Origin of the sequence: Streptomyces sp. NBC_00210, assembly GCF_045160975.1 — a bacterium.
In the GTDB taxonomy this organism is placed as follows: Bacteria; Actinomycetota; Actinomycetes; order Streptomycetales; family Streptomycetaceae; genus Streptomyces.
Window position 1 is genome coordinate 2,330,149 of sequence record NZ_CP108120.1, and the last position, 22,954, is coordinate 2,353,102.

At 70.7% G+C, this 22,954-nt stretch carries 24 protein-coding genes; 11 read left to right on the forward strand and 13 right to left on the reverse strand.

The features are described from left to right. The 7 genes from OG729_RS10425 to OG729_RS10455 all read left to right on the forward strand — a co-directional run bounded on the left by OG729_RS10425 (position 1) and on the right by OG729_RS10455 (position 5,383). A complete protein-coding gene (locus tag OG729_RS10425; RefSeq protein WP_405805692.1) occupies positions 1 to 849 on the forward strand; it encodes a glutamate ABC transporter substrate-binding protein in 849 nt (282 codons plus the stop codon). A gap of 83 nt (positions 850 to 932) precedes the next feature. After that, positions 933 to 1,601, forward strand: a complete 669-nt coding sequence (locus tag OG729_RS10430) for an amino acid ABC transporter permease (protein ID WP_405805694.1) — start codon at positions 933 to 935, stop codon at positions 1,599 to 1,601. Then, positions 1,598 to 2,515 carry an amino acid ABC transporter permease gene (locus OG729_RS10435; RefSeq protein ID WP_405805696.1) on the forward strand — a complete coding sequence of 306 codons (918 nt, stop codon included), beginning with the start codon at positions 1,598 to 1,600 and terminating at the stop codon, positions 2,513 to 2,515. The genes OG729_RS10430 and OG729_RS10435 overlap by 4 nt, the downstream gene beginning before the upstream one ends. A 167-nt stretch (positions 2,516 to 2,682) precedes the next feature. Next, positions 2,683 to 4,278 (forward strand): FAD-dependent monooxygenase, encoded by a 1,596-nt coding sequence (locus tag OG729_RS10440; protein WP_405805698.1) that lies wholly within the window; start codon positions 2,683 to 2,685, stop codon positions 4,276 to 4,278. 47 nt (positions 4,279 to 4,325) lie between these two features. Next, entirely contained in the window at positions 4,326 to 4,397 is a 72-nt protein-coding gene (locus OG729_RS10445; RefSeq protein WP_309544753.1) for a putative leader peptide, read from the forward strand. Positions 4,398 to 4,466: 69 nt separating this feature from the next. Further along, the gene (locus OG729_RS10450) at positions 4,467 to 5,000 is read left to right on the forward strand and encodes a cysteine dioxygenase (RefSeq protein WP_405805700.1); all 534 of its coding nucleotides are present in this window, start codon (positions 4,467 to 4,469) and stop codon (positions 4,998 to 5,000) included. Next, a complete protein-coding gene (locus OG729_RS10455; protein ID WP_405811097.1) occupies positions 4,991 to 5,383 on the forward strand; it encodes a rhodanese-like domain-containing protein in 393 nt (130 codons plus the stop codon). Before OG729_RS10450 ends, OG729_RS10455 begins: the two co-directional genes overlap by 10 nt. Before the next feature lie 289 nt (positions 5,384 to 5,672). On the opposite strand, the gene recX is transcribed toward OG729_RS10455, so the two are convergent. From recX to OG729_RS10475, 4 genes are all read right to left on the reverse strand, one after another. Then, entirely contained in the window at positions 5,673 to 6,245 is a 573-nt protein-coding gene (gene recX, locus OG729_RS10460) for a recombination regulator RecX (protein ID WP_405805701.1), read from the reverse strand. Between the two features lie 3 nt (positions 6,246 to 6,248). Next, positions 6,249 to 7,382 carry a recombinase RecA gene (gene recA / locus OG729_RS10465; protein WP_360882326.1) on the reverse strand — a complete coding sequence of 378 codons (1,134 nt, stop codon included), beginning with the start codon at positions 7,380 to 7,382 and terminating at the stop codon, positions 6,249 to 6,251. Between the two features lie 198 nt (positions 7,383 to 7,580). Next, positions 7,581 to 8,768 carry an AI-2E family transporter gene (locus OG729_RS10470; RefSeq protein ID WP_405811098.1) on the reverse strand — a complete coding sequence of 396 codons (1,188 nt, stop codon included), beginning with the start codon at positions 8,766 to 8,768 and terminating at the stop codon, positions 7,581 to 7,583. Between the two features lie 262 nt (positions 8,769 to 9,030). Continuing rightward, on the reverse strand, positions 9,031 to 9,225 hold the full coding sequence (locus OG729_RS10475) for a DUF3046 domain-containing protein (RefSeq protein WP_360882328.1): 195 nt from the start codon (positions 9,223 to 9,225) through the stop codon (positions 9,031 to 9,033). A gap of 79 nt (positions 9,226 to 9,304) precedes the next feature. Between OG729_RS10475 and OG729_RS10480 the strand changes: the two genes are divergently transcribed. Continuing rightward, on the forward strand, positions 9,305 to 10,240 hold the full coding sequence (locus OG729_RS10480) for a hypothetical protein (protein WP_360882330.1): 936 nt from the start codon (positions 9,305 to 9,307) through the stop codon (positions 10,238 to 10,240). 37 nt (positions 10,241 to 10,277) lie between these two features. On the opposite strand, the gene OG729_RS10485 is transcribed toward OG729_RS10480, so the two are convergent. From OG729_RS10485 to OG729_RS10495, 3 genes are all read right to left on the reverse strand, one after another. Continuing rightward, positions 10,278 to 10,586, reverse strand: a complete 309-nt coding sequence (locus OG729_RS10485; protein WP_405805702.1) for an AzlD domain-containing protein — start codon at positions 10,584 to 10,586, stop codon at positions 10,278 to 10,280. Then, complete coding sequence (locus OG729_RS10490; RefSeq protein WP_405805703.1) at positions 10,583 to 11,404, reverse strand: AzlC family ABC transporter permease; 822 nt, start codon at positions 11,402 to 11,404, stop codon at positions 10,583 to 10,585. The genes OG729_RS10485 and OG729_RS10490 overlap by 4 nt, the downstream gene beginning before the upstream one ends. Positions 11,405 to 11,471: 67 nt before the next feature. After that, positions 11,472 to 12,332, reverse strand: coding sequence for an AraC family ligand binding domain-containing protein (locus tag OG729_RS10495; RefSeq protein ID WP_405805705.1), 861 nt, complete (start codon positions 12,330 to 12,332; stop codon positions 11,472 to 11,474). Between the two features lie 91 nt (positions 12,333 to 12,423). Here OG729_RS10495 and OG729_RS10500 point away from each other — a divergent pair, with 91 nt between their 5' ends. From OG729_RS10500 to OG729_RS10510, 3 genes are all read left to right on the forward strand, one after another. Next, positions 12,424 to 17,058 (forward strand): ATP-dependent helicase, encoded by a 4,635-nt coding sequence (locus OG729_RS10500; protein ID WP_405805706.1) that lies wholly within the window; start codon positions 12,424 to 12,426, stop codon positions 17,056 to 17,058. 70 nt (positions 17,059 to 17,128) lie between these two features. Further along, positions 17,129 to 17,950, forward strand: coding sequence for an Fpg/Nei family DNA glycosylase (locus OG729_RS10505; RefSeq protein ID WP_405805708.1), 822 nt, complete (start codon positions 17,129 to 17,131; stop codon positions 17,948 to 17,950). A gap of 32 nt (positions 17,951 to 17,982) precedes the next feature. After that, positions 17,983 to 18,747 (forward strand): SDR family NAD(P)-dependent oxidoreductase, encoded by a 765-nt coding sequence (locus tag OG729_RS10510; protein WP_405805709.1) that lies wholly within the window; start codon positions 17,983 to 17,985, stop codon positions 18,745 to 18,747. Here the strand turns inward: OG729_RS10510 and OG729_RS10515 are convergent. The 6 genes from OG729_RS10515 to rimO form a co-directional block, all read right to left on the reverse strand. Then, positions 18,695 to 19,003, reverse strand: a complete 309-nt coding sequence (locus OG729_RS10515) for a hypothetical protein (RefSeq protein ID WP_405805711.1) — start codon at positions 19,001 to 19,003, stop codon at positions 18,695 to 18,697. The genes OG729_RS10510 and OG729_RS10515 overlap by 53 nt on opposite strands. A 108-nt stretch (positions 19,004 to 19,111) precedes the next feature. Then, positions 19,112 to 19,582 carry a DNA starvation/stationary phase protection protein gene (locus OG729_RS10520; protein WP_360882346.1) on the reverse strand — a complete coding sequence of 157 codons (471 nt, stop codon included), beginning with the start codon at positions 19,580 to 19,582 and terminating at the stop codon, positions 19,112 to 19,114. A 163-nt stretch (positions 19,583 to 19,745) separates the two neighbouring features. Beyond that, positions 19,746 to 20,129, reverse strand: coding sequence for a helix-turn-helix domain-containing protein (locus OG729_RS10525; protein WP_019889909.1), 384 nt, complete (start codon positions 20,127 to 20,129; stop codon positions 19,746 to 19,748). A 109-nt stretch (positions 20,130 to 20,238) separates the two neighbouring features. Beyond that, a complete protein-coding gene (locus tag OG729_RS10530; RefSeq protein WP_405805713.1) occupies positions 20,239 to 20,748 on the reverse strand; it encodes a CinA family protein in 510 nt (169 codons plus the stop codon). Further along, the gene (gene pgsA, locus OG729_RS10535; RefSeq protein WP_360882350.1) at positions 20,745 to 21,410 is read right to left on the reverse strand and encodes a CDP-diacylglycerol--glycerol-3-phosphate 3-phosphatidyltransferase; all 666 of its coding nucleotides are present in this window, start codon (positions 21,408 to 21,410) and stop codon (positions 20,745 to 20,747) included. The genes OG729_RS10530 and pgsA overlap by 4 nt, the downstream gene beginning before the upstream one ends. Then, positions 21,407 to 22,894: a 30S ribosomal protein S12 methylthiotransferase RimO gene (gene rimO / locus OG729_RS10540; RefSeq protein WP_360882352.1), complete on the reverse strand. Its 1,488-nt coding sequence runs from the start codon at positions 22,892 to 22,894 to the stop codon at positions 21,407 to 21,409. The genes pgsA and rimO overlap by 4 nt, the downstream gene beginning before the upstream one ends. Positions 22,895 to 22,954: the final 60 nt, after the last annotated feature.

Sequence of the window (22,954 nt, forward strand, 5' to 3'; positions counted from 1 at the left end):
ATGAAGCTTCGCAAGGTCACCGCCGCTTCGGCCGCTGTGCTCGCGCTCGCCCTGGCCGCCACGGCCTGTGGCTCCGACAAGAAGGACAGCGACTCGGCCGGCGGGGGCGGGGGCGGCAAGAAGATCACGATCGGCATCAAGATCGACCAGCCGGGCATCGGCCTGAAGACGCCCGACGGCAAGTACACCGGCTTCGACGTCGACGTCGCCACGTACATCGCCAAGGAGCTCGGCTACGACGCCAAGGACATCACCTTCCAGGAGACGAAGAGCGCCGACCGCGAGACGGCGATCGAGCGCGGTGACGTCAAGTTCATCGCCGCCTCCTACTCGATCAACGACAAGCGCCTGGCAAAGGTCGACTTCGCGGGCCCGTACCTGCTGGCCCACCAGGACATCCTGGTCCGCGCCGACGACAAAACGATCAAGTCCCCGGCGGACCTGAACAACAAGAAGCTCTGCTCGGTCACCGGCTCGACCTCCGCGACGAACGTCAAGGAGAAGCTCGCGCCCAAGGCTCAGCTGCAGGTGTACGGCGGCTACTCCGAGTGCCTCACGGGCCTGGAGAACAAGGTCATCGACGCGCTGACCACCGACGACTCCATCCTCGCCGGTTACGCCTCGCAGGACTCGGCCAAGGGCAAGTTCAAGCTGGCCGGCTTCAAGATGAGCAACGAGAACTACGGCATCGGCCTGAAGAAGGGCGACGCCGACCTCAAGAAGAAGATCGACGCAGCCCTGACCAAGATGGTCTCCGACGGCTCCTGGGAGAAGTTCGTGAAGGCCAACTTCGGCCCGGCGAACTACAAGAACGAGCCCGCGCCGAAGATCGGCAACATCGTCAAGTAGTGCAGCAGGGGTGACGAGGCGCGCCGCCATGCGGGCGGCGCGCCGGCCCTTTCCACACGCCACACGCGGAAGCGCGGGAGATCGTGTTCGACTTTTCTCAAGATTACGACCTACTGGGGGCCTTCTGGGTGACGGTGCAACTCGCCGTCTACTCCGCCCTCGGTTCCCTGATATGGGGAACGCTGTTGGCCGGAATGCGGGTCAGCCCGGTCCCCCTGATGCGCGGTTTCGGTACCACCTACGTAAACGTGGTCCGGAACATCCCCCTGACCGTCATCATCCTCTTCACCTCGCTGGGCCTGTTCCAGACGCTGAGCGTCACCCTCGGCGCGGAGGGGGACTTCGAGAAGATCAACTTCAGGCTGGCGGTGCTCGGTCTGATCGCGTACACCTCGGCCTTCGTGTGCGAGGCGCTGCGGTCGGGCATCAACACGGTCCCCGTCGGCCAGGCGGAGGCAGCGCGTGCCCTCGGGTTGAGCTTCACCCAGGTGCTGCGACTGATCATCCTCCCGCAGGCCTTCCGCTCGGTCGTCAATCCGCTGGCCAATGTGCTCATCGCGCTGACCAAGAACACCACGGTGGCCGCTGCGATCGGTGTCGCCGAGGCCGCGGCGCTGATGAAGACCATGATCGAGGCCGAGGCCCAACTCATGCTGATCGCCGCCATCTTCGCGTTCGGATTCATCTGCCTCACCCTCCCGACCGGACTGATCCTCGGCTGGGTGAGCAAGAAGGTGGCGGTGAAGCGATGACGTCCGTCCTCTATGACGCACAGGGACCGCGCGCCAAACAGCGCAACGTCCTGTACACGGTGCTGTTCCTGCTCGCGCTCGCGGGTGTGCTGTGGTGGGTGTACGACAGCCTCAACTCCAAGCACCAGCTCGACTGGATCAAGTGGAAGCCGTTCTTCACCAGCAGCCAGCCATGGGAGACATACCTCTGGCCGGGGCTTGAGAACACGCTCATCGCTGCGGGCCTCGCCCTGGTGATCGCGCTGCCCCTCGGAGCGCTGTTCGGCATCGGCCGACTCTCCGATCACCACTGGGTGCGTATGCCGTCCGGCGTTGTCGTGGAGTTCTTCCGAGCCATCCCGGTTCTGGTCCTGATGATCTTCGCGAACGAGGCGTACTCCCAGTTCACCGACGTCAGTTCCGAACAGCGTCCCCTGTACGCCGTGGTCACAGGTCTCGTCCTCTATAACGCCTCGGTGCTCGCCGAGATCGTACGGGCCGGAATCCTGTCACTCCCTCAGGGCCAGACCGACGCGGCCAAGGCGATCGGTATGCGCAAGGGCCAGACGATGCGGTACGTGCTGCTGCCGCAGTCGGTGACCGCCATGCTGCCCGCCATCGTCAGTCAGATCGTGGTCATCGTGAAGGACACCGCCCTCGGCGGCGCGGTGCTGACCTACTCCGAACTGCTGGCATCGGCTCGTCCGATGAGCGCCAACTACGGCGCCAACACCATCGCGTGTTTCACCGTCATCGCCCTGATCTACATCGCCGTGAACTTCACGCTGACCTCGTTCGCGAGCTGGCTGGAGGGCAAGCTGCGACGCGCCAAGAAGAGCACAGGCGCGGTACTGGGCGCCACAACCGTCGAGGACACGGCCCCGATCTCGGTGGCCGGTGACTTCAAGTCCGGCGCCGGAGGCGGCGACATCTGACCGTACGGTTCCAAGGCTCCAGGGATCCACGGAGGCAGCGGCGCGCGGTGCCGCTGCCTCCGTCGCTTGACGGGGGCACCCGCAGTGGGTTGCATACGTTCTGTGATCGTGCACCGGCCTCCAACCGAACCTTTCCGTACGACCCTTCGGGCCCGAGGAGTCGCGCCGTGGACCCGGTGATCATTGTCGGCGCGGGCCCCGTCGGGCTCGCGCTCTCGCTCGCCCTCGCCCAGCAGGGCGTCCCCTCCGTCGTGCTCGACGAGGGCGGCGAGAAGGACGAGCTGCGACCCGCCCGCACGGTCGTCCTGCGCCCCGACATCACCTCGATGGTGGAACGGCTCGGCTGCACCACTGTCCGTGACGAAGGAGCCCACTGGGTCGGCTGGCGCTCCATGCGACGCCGGCAGGACGTACGGCAACTCGCGTTCGGCGACGAGGGCGCCCCCGCGCCGCTGCACATCCCCCAGCACTCCCTCGCGCGTGGCCTGCGGGACGCGGTCGCCGCGCAGCCGCTGATCCGGCTTGTCACCGACAGCCGCGTGGACTCACTGGAGCAGGACGCACACGGGATCAGCGTGCACACCCGCGGGCCCGGGGCGACCTGGTGGCGCGGCAGTCACCTGGTCGGGTGCGACGGGGCCAGGTCGACGGTCCGCAAGCTCCTCGGCATCCGCTTTCCCGGCCGCACCGCGGTGGAGCGGCATGCCGTCGCCGCCCTGCGCACCGAGCTCCCCTGGCCGGACGAGGCGTTGCTGCACCGCCAGCCGCCGTGGCGCACGGGCGGTGACGAGGTCACGGCCCGGCCGCTGCTGGACGACGTCTGGCGGCTGGACTGGCTGCTGCCGCCGCGCGGCGAACTGGTCACCCCCGACGCCCTGGTGGCGCGCGTACGGGACACGCTCGCCGGCTGGTGCGGCCAGACACCTCCGTACGAGCTCATCGACACCGGCGTCTACACGCTGCACCACAGGCTCGCGCGGCGCTGGCGGGTGGACCGGGCCTTCCTCGCGGGCGACGCCGCACATCTGCTGGGGGCGCTCGGCACGCAGGGGCTCGACGAAGGGTTGCGGGACGCGGACAACCTGGCGTGGAAGCTGGCACACGCCTGGCACCACGGCCGGTGCGAGCCGTTGCTCGACAGCTACCAGGCGGAGCGGCGGGCCGCCGTCGCCGCCCGGCTGCGCGCGGCGGACCAGTCGCTGCCGATACTGCGCGGCGGCAGCGGGCTGCGCACGTACCTCCCGGGTGCCGCGCGCGGGCACGACGCCCTGCTCACCGACGGCCATCTGGGGCACGGCCCGCTGGGCGCGCCCCCCGTTTACACGCACTCCCCACTCGCACCCGAATACGCCCCTTCGCAGACATTCGTCGGTACGGAGGCGGGCGCACCGGTCGCGGATGTGAAGGTCACCACACCGGACGGGACGAGCGCACGGCTGCGGGACCGGCTGGGGCAGGGGCAGCTGCTGGTGGTCCTCGTCGCTCCGGGCACGGGAGTGTGGGACCGGCGGCACTGGGTGAGTGCGGGCGTGATGCCGCGACTGGCGGCGGCGGTCACCGCGCTGCCGGTACGGGCAGAGCTGTTGGTGACGGAGAGCTACCCCGGCGCTTCGGCGCACACGGTGCTGCTGGTACGGCCGGACGGTCATCTCGTGGCGTCGTTCGCGGGCGTGCGGCCTGCGGAGCTGTACTCGGCGGCGGACGCGGCGCGCGGTGGCTCCCCGTCAGCGGAACGCAGTGACCGCACAGCGGACATCAATTGACCCTCGAGGGCGCGCATGATGTACTCCGGAGCGTGACCGACACCGATGTGCGCCTGTGGCGGAGGGTCCATATGGACCTCGTCCGCTATGCGGGCTGCGTGTGTCGGCCGTCCTGCTGAATTCGTCTTCCCTCGCGCCGTGGCCTGCCCGCCCTGCGCGCCCTTCAGCGAACTTCCAGGACGGTATCCGTGTCCCAGCCTGTTTCCACTTCCGTACGTACGGAGGCGCCGGCGCCGACCGCCGCCGAGCTGCTCGACTTCGTGCAGCGCTCTGCCACTGACGCCGAACTCATCGCATCGCTCCCGCTCGATCCCGAGGGCCGTACGTGGGTACGGCTCGAAGGCCCTGGCGGCAGTGAGGCCTGGCTGATCGGCTGGCCGCCGGGCACGGGCACCGGCTGGCACGACCACGCCGAATCGCACGGCGCGTTCGCCACGGCCACGGGCGAGCTGAAGGAGAACTCCCTCACCGTGCGGCTGCCCGCGAGCGGCTGGAAGACCCTGGAGCTGAACGAAGGGGTCGACCGCGAGCGGCAGTTGGGGGCGGGCAAGAGCCGGGCCTTCGGGAAGCACCATGTGCACGAGGTGCTCAACGAGTCGACGACCGAACATGCGGTCTCGGTCCATGCGTACTATCCGCCGCTGCCGCTGCTCCGGCGCTTCAGCCGGTCCGGCGCGGTGCTCCGTCTTGAGCAGGTCGAGCGTCCGGAGGACTGGCAGTGAGCGAGCGTCTCGGCATAGACGAGCTTCTCGAGCGGGTACGCGAGGACCTGGACCGGGTCGACCCGAAGGAGGCCTTCGAGGCGGCCGCTGAGGGCGCGCTCCTGGTGGACATCCGCTATGCCGCGCTGCGCGAGCGGGACGGGCTGATCCCGGGCGCGCTGGTCGTGGAGCGCAACGAACTCGAATGGCGACTGGACCCCCAGGGCAGCCACCGCGCCCCGGAGGCGGTCAGCCACAACCTGCGGGTCGTGGTCATTTGCAACGAGGGCTACGCCTCGTCGCTGGCGGCAGTGTCCCTGCGCCGGCTGGGCCTGCACCGCGCGACGGACCTGGTGGGAGGCTTCCAGGCCTGGAAGTCAGCGGGACTGCCGGTCGAACGCTGACGGGGCGCGGCGGTGGTTGCCGGTCGCTGAGGGCCGGCGCCTACGGGGGTCGTGGCGTCCCTGGCGCCGGAGCCCGCGGTGAGTACCGGCCGCCCGGCCGGGAGCGCCAGCAGTGCCCACGGCGGACGGGACTGCTGGGCGGGGACCCCCGGGCCCAGTGGATGCACGGCGGGCGTCGTCGTCCCGGTGCGCCAGGAGCCGCACGGGCAGAGACCGGCGCTGCGAGTGCCGAGCCCGGCGGACGCGCACCGGCAGTCGCGTCCCGGGGCGGCCGCGGCCCCGGCGCGGTCTAGAAGCCGCCGTCCTCCGGCAAGTCCTCCACGTCCTCACCCTCTTCCTCGAGCGCCCGGCGGACCACCCTCAGGGCCATGCCCTCCGGGTAGCCCTTGCGGGCGAGCATGCCCGCAAGACGGCGCAGTCGGCGGTCGCGGTCCAGGCCGCGGGTCGAGCGGAGTTTGCGCGCGACCAGTTCGCGCGCGGTCTCCTCCTCCTGGTCGGAGTCGAGCTGACCGACCGCCTCGTCGATCAGGGCCGAGTCCACCCCCTTGGTGCGCAGCTCCCGCGCCAGAGCGCGCCGGGCAAGGCCCCGGCCGTGGTGCCGGGACTCCACCCACGCGTCCGCGAAAGCCGCGTCGTTGATCAGTCCCACGTCCTCGAAACGGGAGAGGACCTCCTCGGCCACCTCCGCGGGGATCTCCCGCTTGTGCAGCGCATCCGCCAACTGCTTGCGAGTGCGCGGGGTCCCGGTGAGCAGGCGCAGACAGATCGCCCGCGCCCGCTCTGCCGGGCCCTGGGGCGACAGCTCCTTCTCGGCCCTCGACGAGTCGGCGCTGTCGCCCGGCCATTCGGTTCGCCGGGCCACGGGCTACCCCTTGGCCGCCGCCGTCTTGGCCGACTTGGCCTTGGAGGCGGGCGCGGGCACCGACTTCGCCGCGTCCCCGGCCGGTGCGGCCGCACCGGCGCCGGCAGCGTCCGCGCCGGGCTCGGCGGTCGGGGCCTCCGGCTTGACGCCGACGCCCAGCTTTTCCTTGATCTTCTTCTCGATCTCATTCGCGAGATCGGGGTTGTCCTTCAGGAAGTTGCGGGCGTTCTCCTTGCCCTGGCCCAGCTGGTCGCCCTCGTACGTGTACCAGGCGCCCGCCTTCCGGACGAAGCCGTGCTCCACGCCCATGTCGATCAGGCCACCCTCGCGGCTGATGCCCTGGCCGTAGAGGATGTCGAACTCGGCCTGCTTGAAGGGCGGCGCGACCTTGTTCTTGACGACCTTGACGCGGGTGCGGTTGCCGACCGCGTCGGTGCCGTCCTTCAGGGTCTCGATACGGCGGATGTCGAGCCGCACCGAGGCGTAGAACTTCAGCGCGCGACCACCGGTCGTGGTCTCCGGCGAACCGAACATCACACCGATCTTCTCGCGCAGCTGGTTGATGAAGATCGCCGTGGTCTTCGACTGGTTCAGCGCACTGGTGATCTTCCGGAGCGCCTGGCTCATCAGCCGCGCCTGCAGACCGACGTGCGAGTCGCCCATCTCGCCCTCGATCTCCGCACGCGGCACCAGCGCGGCGACGGAGTCGATGACGATCAGGTCGAGGGCGCCGGAGCGCACGAGCATGTCGACGATCTCGAGCGCCTGCTCGCCGTTGTCCGGCTGGGACAGGATCAGGTTGTCGATGTCGACGCCCAGCTTCTTCGCGTACTCGGGGTCGAGGGCGTGCTCGGCGTCCACGAAGGCCACCGCGCCGCCCGCCTTCTGGGCGTTGGCCACGGCGTGCAGGGTCAGGGTCGTCTTACCGGAGGACTCCGGGCCGTACACCTCCACCACACGGCCGCGCGGCAGGCCGCCGACGCCGAGCGCGACGTCGAGTGCGGTCGACCCGGTGGGGATGACCTCGATGGGCTCGTTCGGCCGCTCACCCAGGCGCATCACCGCGCCCTTGCCGAATTGCCGTTCAATCTGTGCGAGCGCGGCGTCGAGCGCCTTCTCGCGGTCGGTTCCTGCCATGGGTTCCACCCGATTTGCTTGAGTCGATCGCTTCACGTCAAAGACGCTAACCCCTGCCACTGACAATGGGCCCCGACGTCCGTCCAGCCTGTGGATAACTCCCGGAAACCGAGACGGAAGACCGAGGCGGAACCGAGGGCCGGAATCCCATAAGAATGGATGTTCGATTTTGGTGTCAAGCGGCACCACACGGCCGCCTCAGGGCCGGTCGTCGGTCTCCGGCCCGGCGCCCTCGCTCTGGCCTGTATCGCCGGTCTCGGCGCCCCTGTGGGCATCGCGGTCCTTTTGGACCAGGCCGCGCAGCCGTGCCAGCGCCTGGCCGCCGCCTCGTCGCCGGTGGCCGTGGACCCGCGGGTCGTCGGTCACCGCGTACCGCTTCACATACGCGCCGAGGAACGCCTGAAGGGTGGCCACCGCCGGGATCGCGATCAGCGCGCCGACCGCTCCCAGCAGCGCCGTACCCGCGACGACCGAGCCGAAGGCCACCGCAGGATGGATGTCGACCGTCTTGGAGGTGAGCTTGGGCTGCAGCACGTAGTTCTCGAACTGCTGGTAGATCACCACGAATCCGAGTACCCACAGCGCGTACCAGGGGTTGACGGTGAAGGCGATCAGCATCGGCAGCGCGCCCGCCAGATAGGTGCCGATCGTCGGGATGAACTGCGAGACCAGCCCCACCCAGACGGCGAGCGCCGGTGCATACGGCACGCCGAGGATCTCCAGCAGGATGTAGTGCGCGATTCCGGAGATCAGCGCCATGAGACCGCGCGAGTAGAGATAGCCGCCGGTCTTGTCGACGGCGATCTCCCAGGCGCGCAGCACCTCGGTCTGCTTGGCAGGCGGCAGTACGGAGCACAGCGCGCGCCGCAGCCTGGGCCCGTCGGCCGCGAAGTAGAAGGAGAACAGGAAGATCGTCAGCAGTTTGAACAGCCCGCCGAGGACCGTGGCGGAGATGTCCAGCACTCCGCTCGCGCTGTTCTGCACGTACTTCCGCAGCCAGTCCGAGCGCAGCAGGCTCTCCTGGACCTCCACCCGGGAGAGCTCGGTGTGGAAGGTGTCGTTGATCCAGCGGATGACCGAGTCGATGTACCTGGGGAAACCCTCGACCATGTCGACGATCTGACCCGCCAGCATCGAGCCGAGGAGCACGATGAAGCCGGCGCCCGCGATCAGCACGACGAAGAACACCAGGAAGGTGGCCAGCCCGCGGCGCATACCGCGCGCAGCCATCCTGCCCACTGCCGGCTCGATCGCCAGCGCCAAGAAGAAGGCGATCAGGATGTTGATCAGCAGCCCGATGAGCTGATGGAAGGCCCAACTGCCCAGCTGGAAGCAGGCGTAGAGCGCCAGCCCGAGCACCATGGCACGCGGCAGCCAGCGGGGCATGCGCGCACCGGATCCGGCCACTGGTGGGGCGGGCGGCGTGCCCGGCGGGATCACATTCTGATCAGCTGTGTGCTCGGTCGTGTGCTGAGCGGTCGCGTCCTGGGCGGCCGTGTCCCGATCGGTCACGTCCTGCGCTGTGCTGTCCTGCTCGGTCTTGTCGGTCTCGGCCACCTTGCCAGTGTCGCCTACGGCCGCCGCCGCTCATCGGCCGCACCGGATCTCGTGGCTCGAACCGTCTCCCGCTGATCAATTCGCGAGCAGATCACTGTTTCTCGGGCGGGACACCGACCGCCGCGCAGACCCCGCGCCACACGTCCTTCGCCTCCCAGCCGGCCGCAAGCGCCTCATGCACCGTTCGGCCCCCGAGCTCGGCCATCACATGGTCGCGCGCGAAGGAGTCGGCATAGCCAGGACCGAAGTGGTCCGCCATCCGCTCCCAGAAAATCGTCAACCGCATGACGCCAGTATCCCGCCCCCGGGGGTGCGGTCCGTCCGTCCCGCATGCCGAAAGCCCTTTCCGCTCTACGGTCTGCAACATGGCTGGAACCGGAGCAACCCCCGCGCCCTCGCGCACGTCTGCCCTCTCCCGCGCCGAGCACTTCATCTGGCTGACCGCCCGGGTGCTCGAGCAGCGGAGGTTCGCGTACCACTTCCTGGGCGGCGACTCGGACACCGTCGAGACCGCCCTGGCCGCCTACCTCAACGAGGACGGCGGCTACGGCCACGCACTCGAACCCGATCTTCGCGGGCCGGTCAGCCAGCCCCTGCACACGGCGCACGCCCTGCGCATCCTGGACTCCATCGGCCGCTGCGGCGGGCTGCGCGTGGAGCGGATGTGCCGCTATCTCACCGAGGTGTCGACGAGCGACGGGGCGCTGCCCGCGATCCACCCCTCACAGCGCGGCTATCCGGCCGCGCCCTTCATCCCGATCGTCGACGACCCTCCGAGCGACCTGCTGGCGACAGGCCCGGTGGTCGGACTGCTGCACCGCAATCAGGTGTGGCACGCATGGCTGTTCCGGGCCACCGACTTCTGCTGGGCCGCCGTCGACGGACTCGAGAAGTCCCATCCCTACGAGATCGAGGCGGCTGTCGCCTTCCTGGACGGGGTGCCGGACCGCTCGCGCGCCGAGGCCACGGCGGACCGGCTCGGCCGGCTGGTGCGCAAGCAGCGCCTCGCGGCTCTCGACCCGGACCGGTTGGAGGATTACCCGGTCGCGCCCGGCTACGCGCCGGGCGAGCACCACTTTCCGTACCACTACGCCCGTACGCCGCAGTCGCTCGCCCGCCGGTGGTTCACGGACGAGGAGATGGCGCGCTCGCTGCAGCATCTCGCCGCCGAACAACGCGAGGACGGCGGCTGGCCGGTCAACTGGCGTCAGTGGGCGCCCGGGACCGCCCTCGAGGCGCGGCCGATCGTGACGATCGAGGCGTTGCGTACGCTGCGGGCGCACGGTCACGCCATCGGATGACGCAACGGGCCCCGGCCACTGTCCGGGGCACCCGAGGTCAGCCTCCGAGCGCGCGAACGCCCGCCGTGACCGCCACTGCCGCTCCGACGACCACCAGGAAGGGTGCGCGCAGAACCAGGGCTATCGCTGCCGCCGCAAGCCCCGCCGCGCGGGCGTCGACGACCAGGGAACTGTCCGTACTGAACGTCTGCTGCGCGGTGAGCGCCGCCAGCAGAGCGACAGGCAGCAGCGCGGCCAGCCGCTGGACGAGCGGGCGCTCAAGGGCGCCGGCCGGCACCAGCAGGCCGGCCAGCTTGACGAGATAGCAGCCGACGGCGGTTGCCGCGATCGCGATCCAGATGCTCATCGGTCCTCGCTCCTCTGCTGGTTCCGCTGCTGGTGCTGGCTCTTTGCGAGCTTCTTCTCGTTCCTGGCGATCGTGCGGCCCTTGAACCACAGGACGGCGGGCGCGGCCAGCGCCGCCGCCAGCACCGGCACCCCTGCGGGCAGCACCGGCAGGAACCCGAGCCCGAGTACGACCGCGAGCCCGGCGACGGCCCGCTCGGTCGTCGTACGCAGCATGGGCGCGAGCAGCGCGAGGAAGACCGCCGGACCCGCGGCGTCAAGGCCCCAGGCGTCGGTGTCACCAAGGGCCTCGGCGCCCAGCGCCCCGAGGAGCGTGGTCAGGTTCCACAGCACGTACAGCGTCAGCCCGGTGACGGTGAAGCCGAGGCGTACGGCCCGCCGCGTCGGCTGGGCGAGCGCGACGGCCGTGGTCTCGTCGATGACCCAGTGCGCTGCGAGCGGACGCAGGAAGCGGGGCAGTGCGAGCAGTTGGGACAGCCGCAGCCCGTAGAAGGCGTTGCGTACGCCGAGGAAGAAGGCCCCCGCTGCGGCGGTGAGCGGGTTTCCGCCGGCCGCGAGCGCGCCGACGAGAGCGAACTGCGAGGCGCCGGTGAAGACCAGCAGGCTGAGCGCACACGTCTGCAGCAGGGTGAGGCCGGCTCCTGCGGAGGTCACACCGAAGGCGAAGCCGGAGAGGCCGACGGCGAGGCCGACGCCGAGCGCGTCACGGACGACGGCACTGTCGGGTTTCGCCGCGGGCCGGGTGCCTGTCTCTGCGGGTGTCTCTGCCCCCGTCTGTGCAGGTGTTTCGGTCACTGTCCGTGCAGGTGTCTCTGTCATGGTTTGTACGGGTGTCTCTGCACCTGTCTGTGTGGGTGCCATCTGCTCTTCTGCCACGTCCCGGACGCTACGCCTGCCCGCCGCCGCCGGTCTTGTACGTTCTTGCGCGCTCCCGCTGGTAGGCCCCCGGCGGAACCCCGACGATCCGGGTGAAATGCCGGTTGAGATGCGGCTGGTCGGTGAAGCCGACCGCGGCGGCGGCCTCCGCGGGCGCCGTTCCGGCCTCCAGAAGGCGGCGCGCGCTACGCACGCGCGCGTTGGTGAGCCAGCTGTGCGGCGGCATGCCGTATGCCGCCTTGAAGGCGCGCAGCAGCGCGAAGGGGCTGGTGCCGAGCTCGTGCGCCAGCCGCTCCAGGGACGGCGGTTCGGCCATGCGTTCCTCGAGGAGGTTCCTTGCGAGGGCGGCGGTGCGGGCTCCGGCAGCAAGCGGCGTGCGCGCGGGCAGCGACTGGCCGTGGCTGCGCAGCAGCCGGACCACGGCGATCCGCAGGAGGCTGTCGGCGGCGAGCGCGTTGCCCTCCTCCGCGGCCCGGTGCACGGCGGCGATGAGCCGGGCGGTGTCCTCGTCATCGACGATGGTCTCGGCGAACCCCACGGTGCCGCGCAGGGTCGTCTCCTCCTCGGCGATGTCTGCGATCAGCTGCGAGGACGGGTAGAGCGTGGCGTACGACCAGCCTTCGGGGACCCCGGCGTGCGCGGAGTGCGGCACCTCCGGGTTGATCATGACGACGGTGCCCGGACGGGCCCGGATCGTGCCCTGCGGCATGACCACGTCCTCGATGCCGCGGCGGACCGCGCCGAGGACGAAGCCTTCATGGCTGTGCCGGGCGAAGGAGTGGCGTACATAGCGGGCACGGAGCAGGTCGAGTCCTGGCACGCCCGGATACTGCCAGTGCCTGGCCCACTCGTCCTTACGCACCGCCGCCATGGACCCATTCTGCGCCCTCCCTCCAAGTCCCTGACCTGCACGTCCATGTCCTGGACACCCGTTGTCAGTGGCGCGGTGCACGATGGGGGGCATGGCCAGGACTGCACTCGACTCCTTCTCTCCCGCGACCCGGAGCTGGTTCACGGGAGCCTTCAGCGCGCCCACCGCCGCGCAGGAGGGGGCCTGGCGGGCCATCGAGGAGGGTTCGGACGTGCTGGTCGTCGCCCCGACCGGCTCCGGCAAGACGCTGGCCGCCTTTCTCGCCGCGCTGGACCAGCTCGCCTCCACGCCTGCGCCCGCCGACCCGAAGAAGCGCTGCCGTGTGCTCTATGTGTCTCCGCTCAAGGCCCTCGCGGTCGATGTGGAGCGCAATCTCCGCAGCCCGCTCACCGGGATCCGGCACGAGTCCCTGCGGCTGGGGCTGCCCGAACCGGAGGTGCGGGTCGGTATCCGCTCCGGCGACACCCCGGCCGCCGAGCGGCGGTCGATCGCAACCAAGCCGCCGGACATCCTGATCACGACGCCCGAGTCGCTGTTCCTGATGCTGACCTCATCGGCGCGGGATGCGCTCACGGGCATCGAGACGGTGATCCTCGACGAGGTGCACGCCGTCGCCGGGACGAAGCGGGGCGCGCATCTCGCCGTGTCGCTGGAGCGGCTCGACGAGCTGCTGCCGCGCCCGGCCCGGCGGATCGGTCTGTCGGCGACGGTGCGGCCCGTGGACGAGGTGGCGCGCTATCTCTCGCCGCAGCGCAAGGTGGAGATCGTCCAGCCGCCCTCGGGCAAGGAGTTCGACCTGTCGGTGGTCGTGCCGGTCGAGGATCTGGGAGAGCTGGGCGGCTCCCCCGCCTCGGACGCCTCGTCCTCGCCCGACGGCAGCGCGGAGAAGCCCTCGATCTGGCCGCATGTCGAGGAGAGGATCGCCGATCTCGTCCAGGCGCACCGCTCGACGATCGTCTTCGCCAACTCCCGCCGGCTGGCTGAGCGGTTGTGCAATCGCCTCAACGAGATCGCGTACGAGCGCGCCACGGGTGAGGCGATGCCCGAAGAGGCACCGCCGGCCGAGATCATGGCGCAGTCCGGGGCCGCGCGGGGCGCACCACCGCTGCTCGCCCGCGCGCACCACGGCTCGGTCTCCAAGGAGCAGCGCGCCCTGGTCGAGGAGGACCTGAAGGCGGGCCGGCTGCCCGCGGTGGTCGCCACCTCCAGCCTGGAGCTCGGTATCGACATGGGCGCGGTGGACCTGGTGGTCCAGGTCGAGTCGCCGCCGTCCGTCGCTTCCGGCCTCCAGCGCGTGGGCCGCGCGGGCCACCAGGTGGGCGCGATCTCCACGGGTGTGGTGTTCCCCAAGTACCGCGGCGATCTGGTGCAGGCGGCTGTGGTGACCGAGCGGATGCGCAGCGGCTCCATCGAAGCGCTGCGCATCCCGTCCAACCCGCTGGATGTGCTGGCCCAGCAGCTGGTCGCGATGGTCGCACTGGACACCTGGCAGTTCGACGACCTGCTGGCGCTGGCGCGCCGGGCCGCGCCCTTCGCCGCGCTCCCCGAGTCGGCCTTCACCGCCGTCCTCGACATGCTCGCCGGGCGCTATCCCTCCGACGCCTTCGCCGAGCTGCGCCCGCGCGTGGTGTGGGATCGCGTCGCGGGGACGGTCACGGGCCGGCCGGGCGCGCAGCGGCTCGCGGTCACGTCCGGCGGCACAATTCCGGACCGCGGTCTGTTCGGCGTCTTCCTGGCGGGCGCCGACCCCAAGAAGGGCGGCGGCCGGGTCGGTGAGCTCGACGAGGAGATGGTGTACGAGTCGAGGGTGGGCGATGTCTTCACCCTGGGCACCACCTCATGGCGCATCGAGGACATCACGCGCGACCGGGTGCTGGTCTCGCCCGCCCCCGGCGTGCCGGGCCGCCTGCCGTTCTGGAAGGGCGACCAGCTGGGCCGCCCGCTCGAACTGGGCCGTGCAGTGGGCGCGTTCCTGCGCGAGGTCGGCGCGCTGTCTGAAGAGGACGCCCGGCTGCGGCTGCTGGCCGCCGGTCTGGACGCATGGGCCGCCGACAATGTCCTCGCCTATCTCGACGAGCAGCGCCGTGCCTGTGGCCATGTCCCGGACGACCGGACGATCCTGGTGGAGCGCTTCCGCGACGAGCTGGGCGACTGGCGGGTGGTGATCCACTCCCCGTTCGGCGCCCAGGTGCATGCCCCCTGGGCGCTGGCGCTCGGTGCCCGCCTCGCCGAGCGGTACGGCATGGACGCGCAGGTCATGCACGCCGACGACGGCATTGTGCTGCGGCTGCCCGACGCGGATCTGATGAGCCTGGACCTGCTCGATCAGGACCCGGTCCAGCTGGATACGACGTACGACAGCGAGCATGCCCCGGTCGGCGCGGCGGACGCCGTCTTCGACAAGGGCGAGATCGATCAGATCGTCACCGATCAGGTGGGCGGCTCCGCGCTGTTCGCCTCCCGGTTCCGCGAGTGCGCGGCGCGTGCGCTGCTGCTGCCCCGGCGCAGTCCGGGCAAGCGCACCCCGCTGTGGCAGCAGCGTCAGCGCGCTGCCCAACTGCTGCAGGTGGCGAGCGAGTTCGGGTCCTTTCCGATCGTCCTCGAAGCGGTCCGCGAATGCCTCCAGGACGTCTTCGACGTGCCGGGGCTGACCGAGCTGATGGGCGACATCGAGTCCCGCCGGGTCCGGATGGTCGAGGTCACCACGCCCGAGCCGTCGCCCTTCGCCCGTTCGCTGCTGTTCGGCTATGTCGCGCAGTTCCTGTACGAGGGGGACTCGCCGCTCGCCGAGCGGCGCGCCGCCGCCCTCTCGCTGGACTCGCGGCTGCTCGCCGAGCTGCTCGGTCAGGCCGAGCTGCGCGAGCTGCTGGACGCGGAGGTGCTGGCCGAGCTGGAGAGCGAGCTCCAGTGGCTCACCGAGGACCGCCGGATCAAGGACGGTGAGGGCGTCGCCGACGTGCTGCGGGTCCTCGGCCCGCTGACCGACGCCGAGTTGGTCGAGCGCGGTGGCGATCCGCAGTGGGCGCGGGATCTGGCCGCATCGCGCCGGGCCATCAGGGTCCGGATCGCGGGCGGGGACCACTGGGCGGCGATCGAGGACGCGGGCAGGCTGCGCGACGCCCTGGGCACGGCGCTTCCGGTGGGCGTTCCGGAGGCGTTCACCGAACCGGTCAAGGATCCGCTCGGGGACCTGCTCGCCCGATTCGCGCGTACGCACGGGCCGTTCACCTCGACCCAGGCCGCGGCCCGCTTCGGCCTCGGTGTGGCCGTCACGGAGGGCGCCCTTCAGCGCCTCGCGGCGAACGGGCGGGTCGTACAGGGCGAGTTCCACCCGTCCGGCATCGGCCAGGAGTGGTGCGACGCGACCGTGCTGCGGCGGCTGCGGCGACGCTCGCTGGCCGCCCTGCGCCAGGAGTTGGAGCCCGTCCCGCCTGCTGCCCTGGCCAGCTTCCTCCCGCAGTGGCAGCACCTGGGCAGCAACAGCCTGCGCGGCATCGACGGACTTGCCCGCGCGGTGGAGCAGCTCCAGGGAGCCGCGGTGCCCGCCTCCGCCCTGGAGAAGCTGATCCTGCCGTCCCGGGTGTCCGGGTACGCCCCGGGGATGCTCGACGAGCTCACCACGACGGGCGAAGTCGTCTGGGCCGGAGCGGGCTCGCTGCCCGGCAAGGACGGCTGGATCTCCCTCTATCTCGCCGACGCCGCCCCACTGCTGCTGCCCCAGCCGCATCCACTGGAGCTCACCGCGCTCCACGAGTCGGTGCTCAGCGCCCTCTCCCCCGGCTATGGTCTGTTCTTCCGCCAGCTCGCCGACCAGGTCCGGGCCACCACCCACCCGGACGCCACCGATCCCCAACTGGCCGACGTCATCTGGGACCTGGCCTGGTCGGGCCGGCTGACCAATGACACCCTGGCGCCGCTCCGTTCGCTGCTCGGCTCGGGCCGCACCGCCGGGTCGACGGCTCATCGCGCCAGACGGACGGTGCCGCGCGGGCGGTACGGCAGCCTGACGGCGGCGGCCCGCCCCGCCTCGCGTACGGGTCCGCCGACGGTGAGCGGCCGCTGGTCCCTGCTCCCCGCCACCGAACCCGATCCGACCCACCGCGCGCACGCCATTGCCCGCACCCTGCTCGACCGCCATGGCGTGGTGACCCGCGGTGCGGTGGCGGCCGAGGGTGTGGAGGGCGGCTTCTCCGCCACCTACCGCATCCTCTCCGCCTTCGAGGACAGCGGTCAGGCCCGGCGCGGCTATGTCGTGGAGGGGCTTGGCGCGGCCCAGTTCGCGATGGACGGCGCGGTCGACCGGCTCCGCGCGGCGGCCACCGCCCGGGAGCGGGCCGAAGGGCAGCCGGCGCCGCAGGCCGTGGTGCTGGCCGCGGCCGACCCCGCCAACGCGTACGGCGCTGCGTTGCCCTGGCCGGAGCCACCGACGGGGGCCGGGCACAAGCCGGGGCGGAAGGCGGGTTCCCTTGTCGTCCTGGTCGACGGCGAGCTCACCCTGTACATGGAGCGGGGCGGCAAGACCCTGCTGGCCTGGGCGAGGGACCCGGACTCCGCCACGCTCCACGCGGCGGCCGAGGCACTGGCGCGCGCGGCCCGCGCGGGCGCGCTCGGCACGGTAACCGTCGAGCGGATCAACGGGATACCGGCCTTGACCTCCCCGCTGGGCCGTGTGCTGGAGACAGCGGGCTTCCACGCCACACCCAGAGGCCTGCGGCTGCGCCCCTGACGGACGCCTGCGGCGGGCCTTGGGAACACGCCCCGCGCAGCGGCTGCCCCCGCCCCCCATCATGGATGCCATGCCCGAAGGAGACACTGTCTGGCTGACCGCCCAGCGCCTGCACCGCGCCCTCGCCGCGCACGTTCTCACCCGGTCCGACCTGCGCGTCCCGCGCTTCGCCACCGCCGATCTCACCGGCCGGACCGTCCTGGACGTCACCCCGCGCGGCAAGCATCTGCTCACCCGCATCGAGGGCGGCCTCACCCTCCACTCGCATCTGCGGATGGACGGCTCCTGGCAGGTGTACGGCTCCGGTGAGCGCTGGCGCGGCGGCCCCGCGCACCAGATCCGGGCGATCCTCGGCAACGAGGCCCACACCGCCGTCGGGTACCGCCTCCCCGTACTGGAGCTGCTGCGCACCGCCGACGAGGAGCAGGTGGTGGGTCACCTCGGCCCGGACCTGCTGGGCCCGGACTGGGGCGCGGAAATCGCAGTCGCCCGTCTGCTCGCGGACCCCGCCCGGCCCCTCGGCGAGGCGCTGCTCGACCAGCGCAATCTCGCCGGCATCGGGAATGTCTACAAGTCGGAGCTCGCGTTCCTGGCCCGCGTGACGCCCTGGCTGCCCGTCGGCGAGCTCCCCGCCGGCATCACCGAGCGGCTCGTGATCACGGCTCACCGCCTCATGGAGGCGAACAAGAACAGCTTCGACCGACGCACGACGGCGAGCACGGCGGCCCCGACCGGCAGCCGCCGCCCCGGTTCCCGCCTCCATGTCTACGGCCGCGAGGGCATGCCCTGTCTGCGCTGCGGCACCTCGATCCGCAAGGCCGACCAGGGCGACGGCAGCCGCGAACGCCCCACCTACTGGTGCCCGGGCTGCCAATCCGGGCCCACCAGTTGACGCCCCGTCAGATTCGGTCGTACCGTCCCGGCATGCCCCTCACGGCGTACGACCTCACCGGCCGCACCGCGTTCATCACCGGGGCGGCCAGCGGCATAGGCCGTGCCTCCGCGCGCCTGCTGGCCGAGGCGGGAGCCACCGTCCACTGCGCCGACGTCGACGAGAAGGGCCTCGACGAGACCTGCACCCTGATCGCCGACACGGGCGGCACTGCCCACACCCACCCGCTCGATGTCACCGACCGCACCCGGCTCCAGGCCGCGATCCAGAGCGTCGGCCGACTCGACATCCTGGCCGCCGTCGCAGGAATCATGCACAGCAGCCCCGTCCTGGAGACGAGGGACGAGGACCTGGACCGCGTCCTCGCGGTCAACTTCAAGGGGATTCTGTACGCCTGCCAGGAGTCGGCCCGCGCCATGATCGCCGCAGGCACCCCCGGTTCCATCGTCACCATGGCATCCGGCGCCGTGGACGCGGCAAGCGCGGGGCTGCTCTGCTACAGCGCGGCCAAGGCGGCCGTCGTCCAGCTCACCAAGACCCTCGCCACCGAACTCGGACCGCACTCCATCCGTGTCAACGCCGTTGCCCCGGGCTGGATCAGGACCCCCATGACGGACCGCCATGACGCGTCCCTCCAGCGCCAGGCCGAGGCCACGATGGTCCGGCTCTCCCCGCTCCGCCGGGTGGGCGATCCGGAGGACATCGCCCATGCGGTCCTTCATCTGGCGTCCGACGCCTCCGCCTTCACGACGGGCCAGATCCTCCGCCCGAACGGCGGCGTCGCCATGCCCTGGTAGTCCCGGTCCCGGTGACCCCGTCACCGGCGACCCCCGTCCCGGTGACCCCAACCCCAGCGACCGCGCCCTTCCCCCGCGACGCGGTCACATGCACCGGCAGCAGGCTGAGCCCCCACCCGCCTGCCACCACCGCCCCCTCCACCAGTCCCGCGTGCTCCGTCACGAACAGCAGCCGCAGCACTGCCCACCACCACAGCACACCGGCCGGCAGCCCGAGGGCGACGACCGGCACGATGGCGACCCCGCGTACTGCCATGGCTGCCTCCTCCGGCCCACGCTAGACCGGCGCATTCACCCACCGGGAGGGCGCACCGGTTGCAGACCCGGCGCGCACGGTGCCGGCAACCTCACGGCCGACTGTCCCCTACTGACTCTCCGCCTGGAACATCCACGCATGCTTCTCCAGGTCCGCCGTGAGCCCGATCAGGATGTCCTGGCTCACCGGATCCGGATCGGCGGTCGCCACGATCCGCTCCCGCATCCGTCCGACCACCGCCCCCAGCGCGTCCACCAGCGTCTGTACGGCGTCCCCGTCCTTGACCCAGCCCTCGGGCACCGGGCCGATCGCGCTCTGCTTCGCCACCGTCGCGGCCCGCCCGTCCGGCGTCACGCCGATCGCGGACGCGCGCTCGGCCACCGTGTCGGAGTGCATCCGCGCGGTGTCCACGACCTCGTCGAGCTGCAGATGGACGGACCGGAAGCGTGGCCCGACGACATTCCAGTGGACCTGCTTGGCCACCAGGGAGAGGTCCACCAGATCCACGAGCGCGCCCCGCAGCGCATCGCCGACCGTCTTGAGGTCCGCCTCGGACAGAGGGCTTTTCACGACAGACATCGATGTCCTCCACTCGGTTCGCAGCTACTGTCCACGACTACGGCCCACGATGGCACAACCGCCACAAAACGGGCATCCGGGGAAAGCAAAAACCCCGGCCCACCGCCCACAAGGCAGGTGACCGGGGCTCAGCCATGAACCAGGCCGTACAGAGCCGTACGGATCAGGCGGCGACTACGTCGACCGCCTCCGCAGGCGCCTTGATGGTCACCCGCTCCGTCGGCACACCCGCCACCGACGTCACGGAGACGGAATTGAGCATCGGGCGTACTGGCGCAGGCACCGGCTCGCTCGCCGCTGCCGACTCGGCCAACTCGGCCAGCGACAGCTCGTCGCTCACTTCACGCATGAGCTCGGACATCCGTACGTCAAGCGCGTCGCAGATCGCGGAGAGCAGCTCGGAGGAAGCCTCCTTCTGCCCCCGTTCCACCTCGGAGAGATAGCCGAGCGAAACTCGGGCGGACGAGGAGACTTCGCGCAGAGTACGGCCCTGGCGCTGGCGCTGCCGACGCAGCACGTCACCCAGCAGGCGACGGAGCAGAATCATCGGTGGCTCCCTCCTCGGACCGCGTAGCCGCATCCTTCACGCCCCACCGTACCGCCTCGTGCCGCGGCCGTGCGGGGAGCGATGTCGTGTTCACTCAGGGCTGCAAACATCAAGTCCCCCCGTTCTGTTCCGTATCCTGTGTCCGCGCATTTTCGTGCAGTTCGCCGGAGAGCAGCTCGAGTACGCTCCGTACACTCTCTCTACGGATTTCCGCCCGGTCACCGTTCAACCGCAGAGCGGCAACTTTCTGTGCCCCGTCCGGCCCCGCGACGGCCACATAGACCGTCCCGACCGGCTGCCCGTCCTGCGCTTCCGGCCCCGCCACCCCCGTCGTCGCGATGCCCCAGCGGGCCGTGAGCGCCTCACGCACACCGGCCGCCATCTGCAGTGCGACCTCGGGATCCACCGCGCCACGCTCCGCCAGGAGGGTTCCGTCGACGCCGAGAACATCCCTCTTGAGAGTGGTTGCGTACGCCGTGACAGAGCCGCGGAAGGATTTTGAGGCCCCGGGTACTGCGGTGAGCTCCGCGGCCACCAGACCGCCGGTCAGCGACTCGGCGACGGCCAGCGTCTCGCCACGCTCCGCAAGCAGTGCCAGCACCTGAGCCGCAGTGTTCACTGCTGCTGCCCCGCCGCGGCTCGCTCGGCGGCCAGTCCACTGCGCCTCAGCACAATCGCCTGTCGCACATAGTCGAGGCCGGTGACCACCGTCAGCACGACGGCGAGCGCCATCACCCAGAAGCGCAAAGTGGCCAGCGCCCCGGTCAGCGCGAGGACGTACATCCCGACCGCAGTGCCCTGCGCCAGGGTCTTCATCTTGCCGCCGCGACTGGCCGGAATCACTCCGTGCCGTATCACCCAGAACCGCATCAGCGTGACCCCCAGCTCGCGGAAGAGGATGACGCCGGTCACCCACCACGGCAGGTCCCCGAGCGCCGACAGACAGATCAGCCCGGCGGCCATGATCGCCTTGTCCGCGATCGGGTCGGCGATCTTCCCGAAGTCGGTGACCAGGTTGTACGTACGCGCCAGATGGCCGTCGAAGATGTCCGTGATCATGGCGACGGCGAAGGCTGCCCACGCCCAGGCCCGCCACGCCGGGTCGTACCCGCCGTCCTGCAGCATCAGCAGGACGAAAGCGGGCACGAGTACGAGCCGCACCATGGTGAGGATGTTGGCGATGTTCCAGAGGCTGGCCTGATTGACGGCCGCAGCGCCCAGCTTGCCGCCGGGCGCAGGCCTACCGGTGCCGCCCCCCGCGGATGCCGGCACTCCGGTCATCTGCCCGCCTCCTCGCCGGGCGTCTGGGGGTTGCCCCCCAGGAAGCCGCAGTATTCGGCCACCAGGTCGACGCCTTCCGTACCCACGGCCTTCGCCACGACGATACGACCGGGCACGAGCCCCTCGCCCGTGGTGAAGACGACCTGGCCGTCGGTCTCGGGCGCCTGGTGTGCCGCGCGGCCCACCGCACCGTCCTCGCCGTCCACCGACTCGACCAGGACCTCGAGGCTCTCGCCCAGCCGCTCCTCGGCGCGCTGCGCGGTCAGCTCCTCGGCCAGCCGCGACAGGTGCTCAAGGCGCTCGGCGATGACGTCGGCGTCGAGCTTGTTCTCGTAGGAGACCGCCTCGGTGCCGTCCTCGTCGGAGTAGCCGAAGACGCCGATGGCGTCGAGGCGCGCCCCGGTGAGGAAGCTTTCCAGCTCGGCGAAGTCCGCTTCACTCTCGCCGGGGAAGCCGACGATGAAGTTGGACCGCACGCCCGCCTGCGGGGCCTTGCCTCGAATGGTCTCGAGCAGCTCCAGGAACCGCTCGGTGTCGCCGAAGCGCCGCATCGCCCGCAGCACGTCCGGCGCGGAGTGCTGGAAGGACAGGTCGAAGTACGGAGCGACCTTCGGCGTCGAGGTGAGGACCTCGATCAGCCCGGGCCGCATCTCGGCGGGCTGGAGGTAGCTGACCCGGACCCGCTCGATGCCGTCGACCTCCGCCAGCTCGGGCAGCAGGGTCTCCAGGAGGCGGATGTCGCCGAGGTCCTTGCCGTAGGACGTGTTGTTCTCGGAGACCAGCATGATCTCCTTGACGCCCTGCTCGGCCAGCCAGCGCGTCTCGCCGAGGACATCGCTCGGCCGCCGCGAGATGAACGAGCCGCGGAAGGACGGGATGGCGCAGAAGGAGCAGCGCCGGTCGCAACCGGAGGCGAGCTTCACCGAGGCGACGGGGCTGGTGTCGAGGCGGCGGCGCAGCGGGGCGCGCGGCCCGGAGGCGGGAGCGACGCCTTCCGGAAGGTCTTCGGGAGCCTGCGCGTGGCCGGGCAGCGCCACACCGGCCGCCTCCTGCCGTTCGACCGGGCTCAGCGGCAGCAGCTTGCGCCGGTCGCGCGGGGTGTGCGAGGCATGGATGCCACCGTTCAGAATTGTCTGCAGGCGGTCGGAAATGTCGGCGTAGTCGTCGAAGCCGAGCACTCCGTCGGCCTCGGGCAGCGCATCGGCGAGCTCCTTGCCGTACCGCTCGGCCATGCAGCCGACGGCGACCACGGCCTGGGTCCTGCCGTGGTCCTTCAGATCGTTGGCTTCGAGCAGGGCGTCGACGGAGTCCTTCTTGGCGGCCTCGACGAATCCGCAGGTGTTGACGACAGCGACATCCGCGTCTGCGGCTTCCTCGACGAGCTCCCAGCCGTCCGCTGCCAAGCGGCCTGCGAGCTCCTCCGAGTCCACCTCGTTACGGGCGCAGCCAAGAGTGACAAGGGCGACGGTACGGCGTTCGGGCATGGGCTCAAGACTACTTTGTCCTGAGCCACGCCCTGGCCTCGAGGGTTCTGGGCCCTCGTC

What these genes read in the sequence shown, in the direction of transcription:
- OG729_RS10425 (WP_405805692.1), top strand. Translation starts at nt 1, where the DNA reads ATGAAGCTTCGCAAGGTCACCGCCGCTTCGGCCGCTGTGCTCGCGCTC.
- OG729_RS10435 (WP_405805696.1), top strand. Translation starts at nt 1,598, where the DNA reads ATGACGTCCGTCCTCTATGACGCACAGGGACCGCGCGCCAAACAGCGC.
- recA (WP_360882326.1), bottom strand. Translation starts at nt 7,382, where the DNA reads ATGGCAGGAACCGACCGCGAGAAGGCGCTCGACGCCGCGCTCGCACAG.
- OG729_RS10470 (WP_405811098.1), bottom strand. Translation starts at nt 8,768, where the DNA reads ATGCCCCGCTGGCTGCCGCGTGCCATGGTGCTCGGGCTGGCGCTCTAC.
- OG729_RS10475 (WP_360882328.1), bottom strand. Translation starts at nt 9,225, where the DNA reads ATGCGGTTGACGATTTTCTGGGAGCGGATGGCGGACCACTTCGGTCCT.
- OG729_RS10480 (WP_360882330.1), top strand. Translation starts at nt 9,305, where the DNA reads ATGGCTGGAACCGGAGCAACCCCCGCGCCCTCGCGCACGTCTGCCCTC.
- OG729_RS10485 (WP_405805702.1), bottom strand. Translation starts at nt 10,586, where the DNA reads ATGAGCATCTGGATCGCGATCGCGGCAACCGCCGTCGGCTGCTATCTC.
- OG729_RS10490 (WP_405805703.1), bottom strand. Translation starts at nt 11,404, where the DNA reads ATGACAGAGACACCTGCACGGACAGTGACCGAAACACCTGCACAGACG.
- OG729_RS10495 (WP_405805705.1), bottom strand. Translation starts at nt 12,332, where the DNA reads ATGGCGGCGGTGCGTAAGGACGAGTGGGCCAGGCACTGGCAGTATCCG.
- OG729_RS10500 (WP_405805706.1), top strand. Translation starts at nt 12,424, where the DNA reads ATGGCCAGGACTGCACTCGACTCCTTCTCTCCCGCGACCCGGAGCTGG.
- OG729_RS10505 (WP_405805708.1), top strand. Translation starts at nt 17,129, where the DNA reads ATGCCCGAAGGAGACACTGTCTGGCTGACCGCCCAGCGCCTGCACCGC.
- OG729_RS10510 (WP_405805709.1), top strand. Translation starts at nt 17,983, where the DNA reads ATGCCCCTCACGGCGTACGACCTCACCGGCCGCACCGCGTTCATCACC.
- OG729_RS10515 (WP_405805711.1), bottom strand. Translation starts at nt 19,003, where the DNA reads ATGGCAGTACGCGGGGTCGCCATCGTGCCGGTCGTCGCCCTCGGGCTG.
- OG729_RS10520 (WP_360882346.1), bottom strand. Translation starts at nt 19,582, where the DNA reads ATGTCTGTCGTGAAAAGCCCTCTGTCCGAGGCGGACCTCAAGACGGTC.
- OG729_RS10525 (WP_019889909.1), bottom strand. Translation starts at nt 20,129, where the DNA reads ATGATTCTGCTCCGTCGCCTGCTGGGTGACGTGCTGCGTCGGCAGCGC.
- pgsA (WP_360882350.1), bottom strand. Translation starts at nt 21,410, where the DNA reads ATGACCGGAGTGCCGGCATCCGCGGGGGGCGGCACCGGTAGGCCTGCG.
- rimO (WP_360882352.1), bottom strand. Translation starts at nt 22,894, where the DNA reads ATGCCCGAACGCCGTACCGTCGCCCTTGTCACTCTTGGCTGCGCCCGT.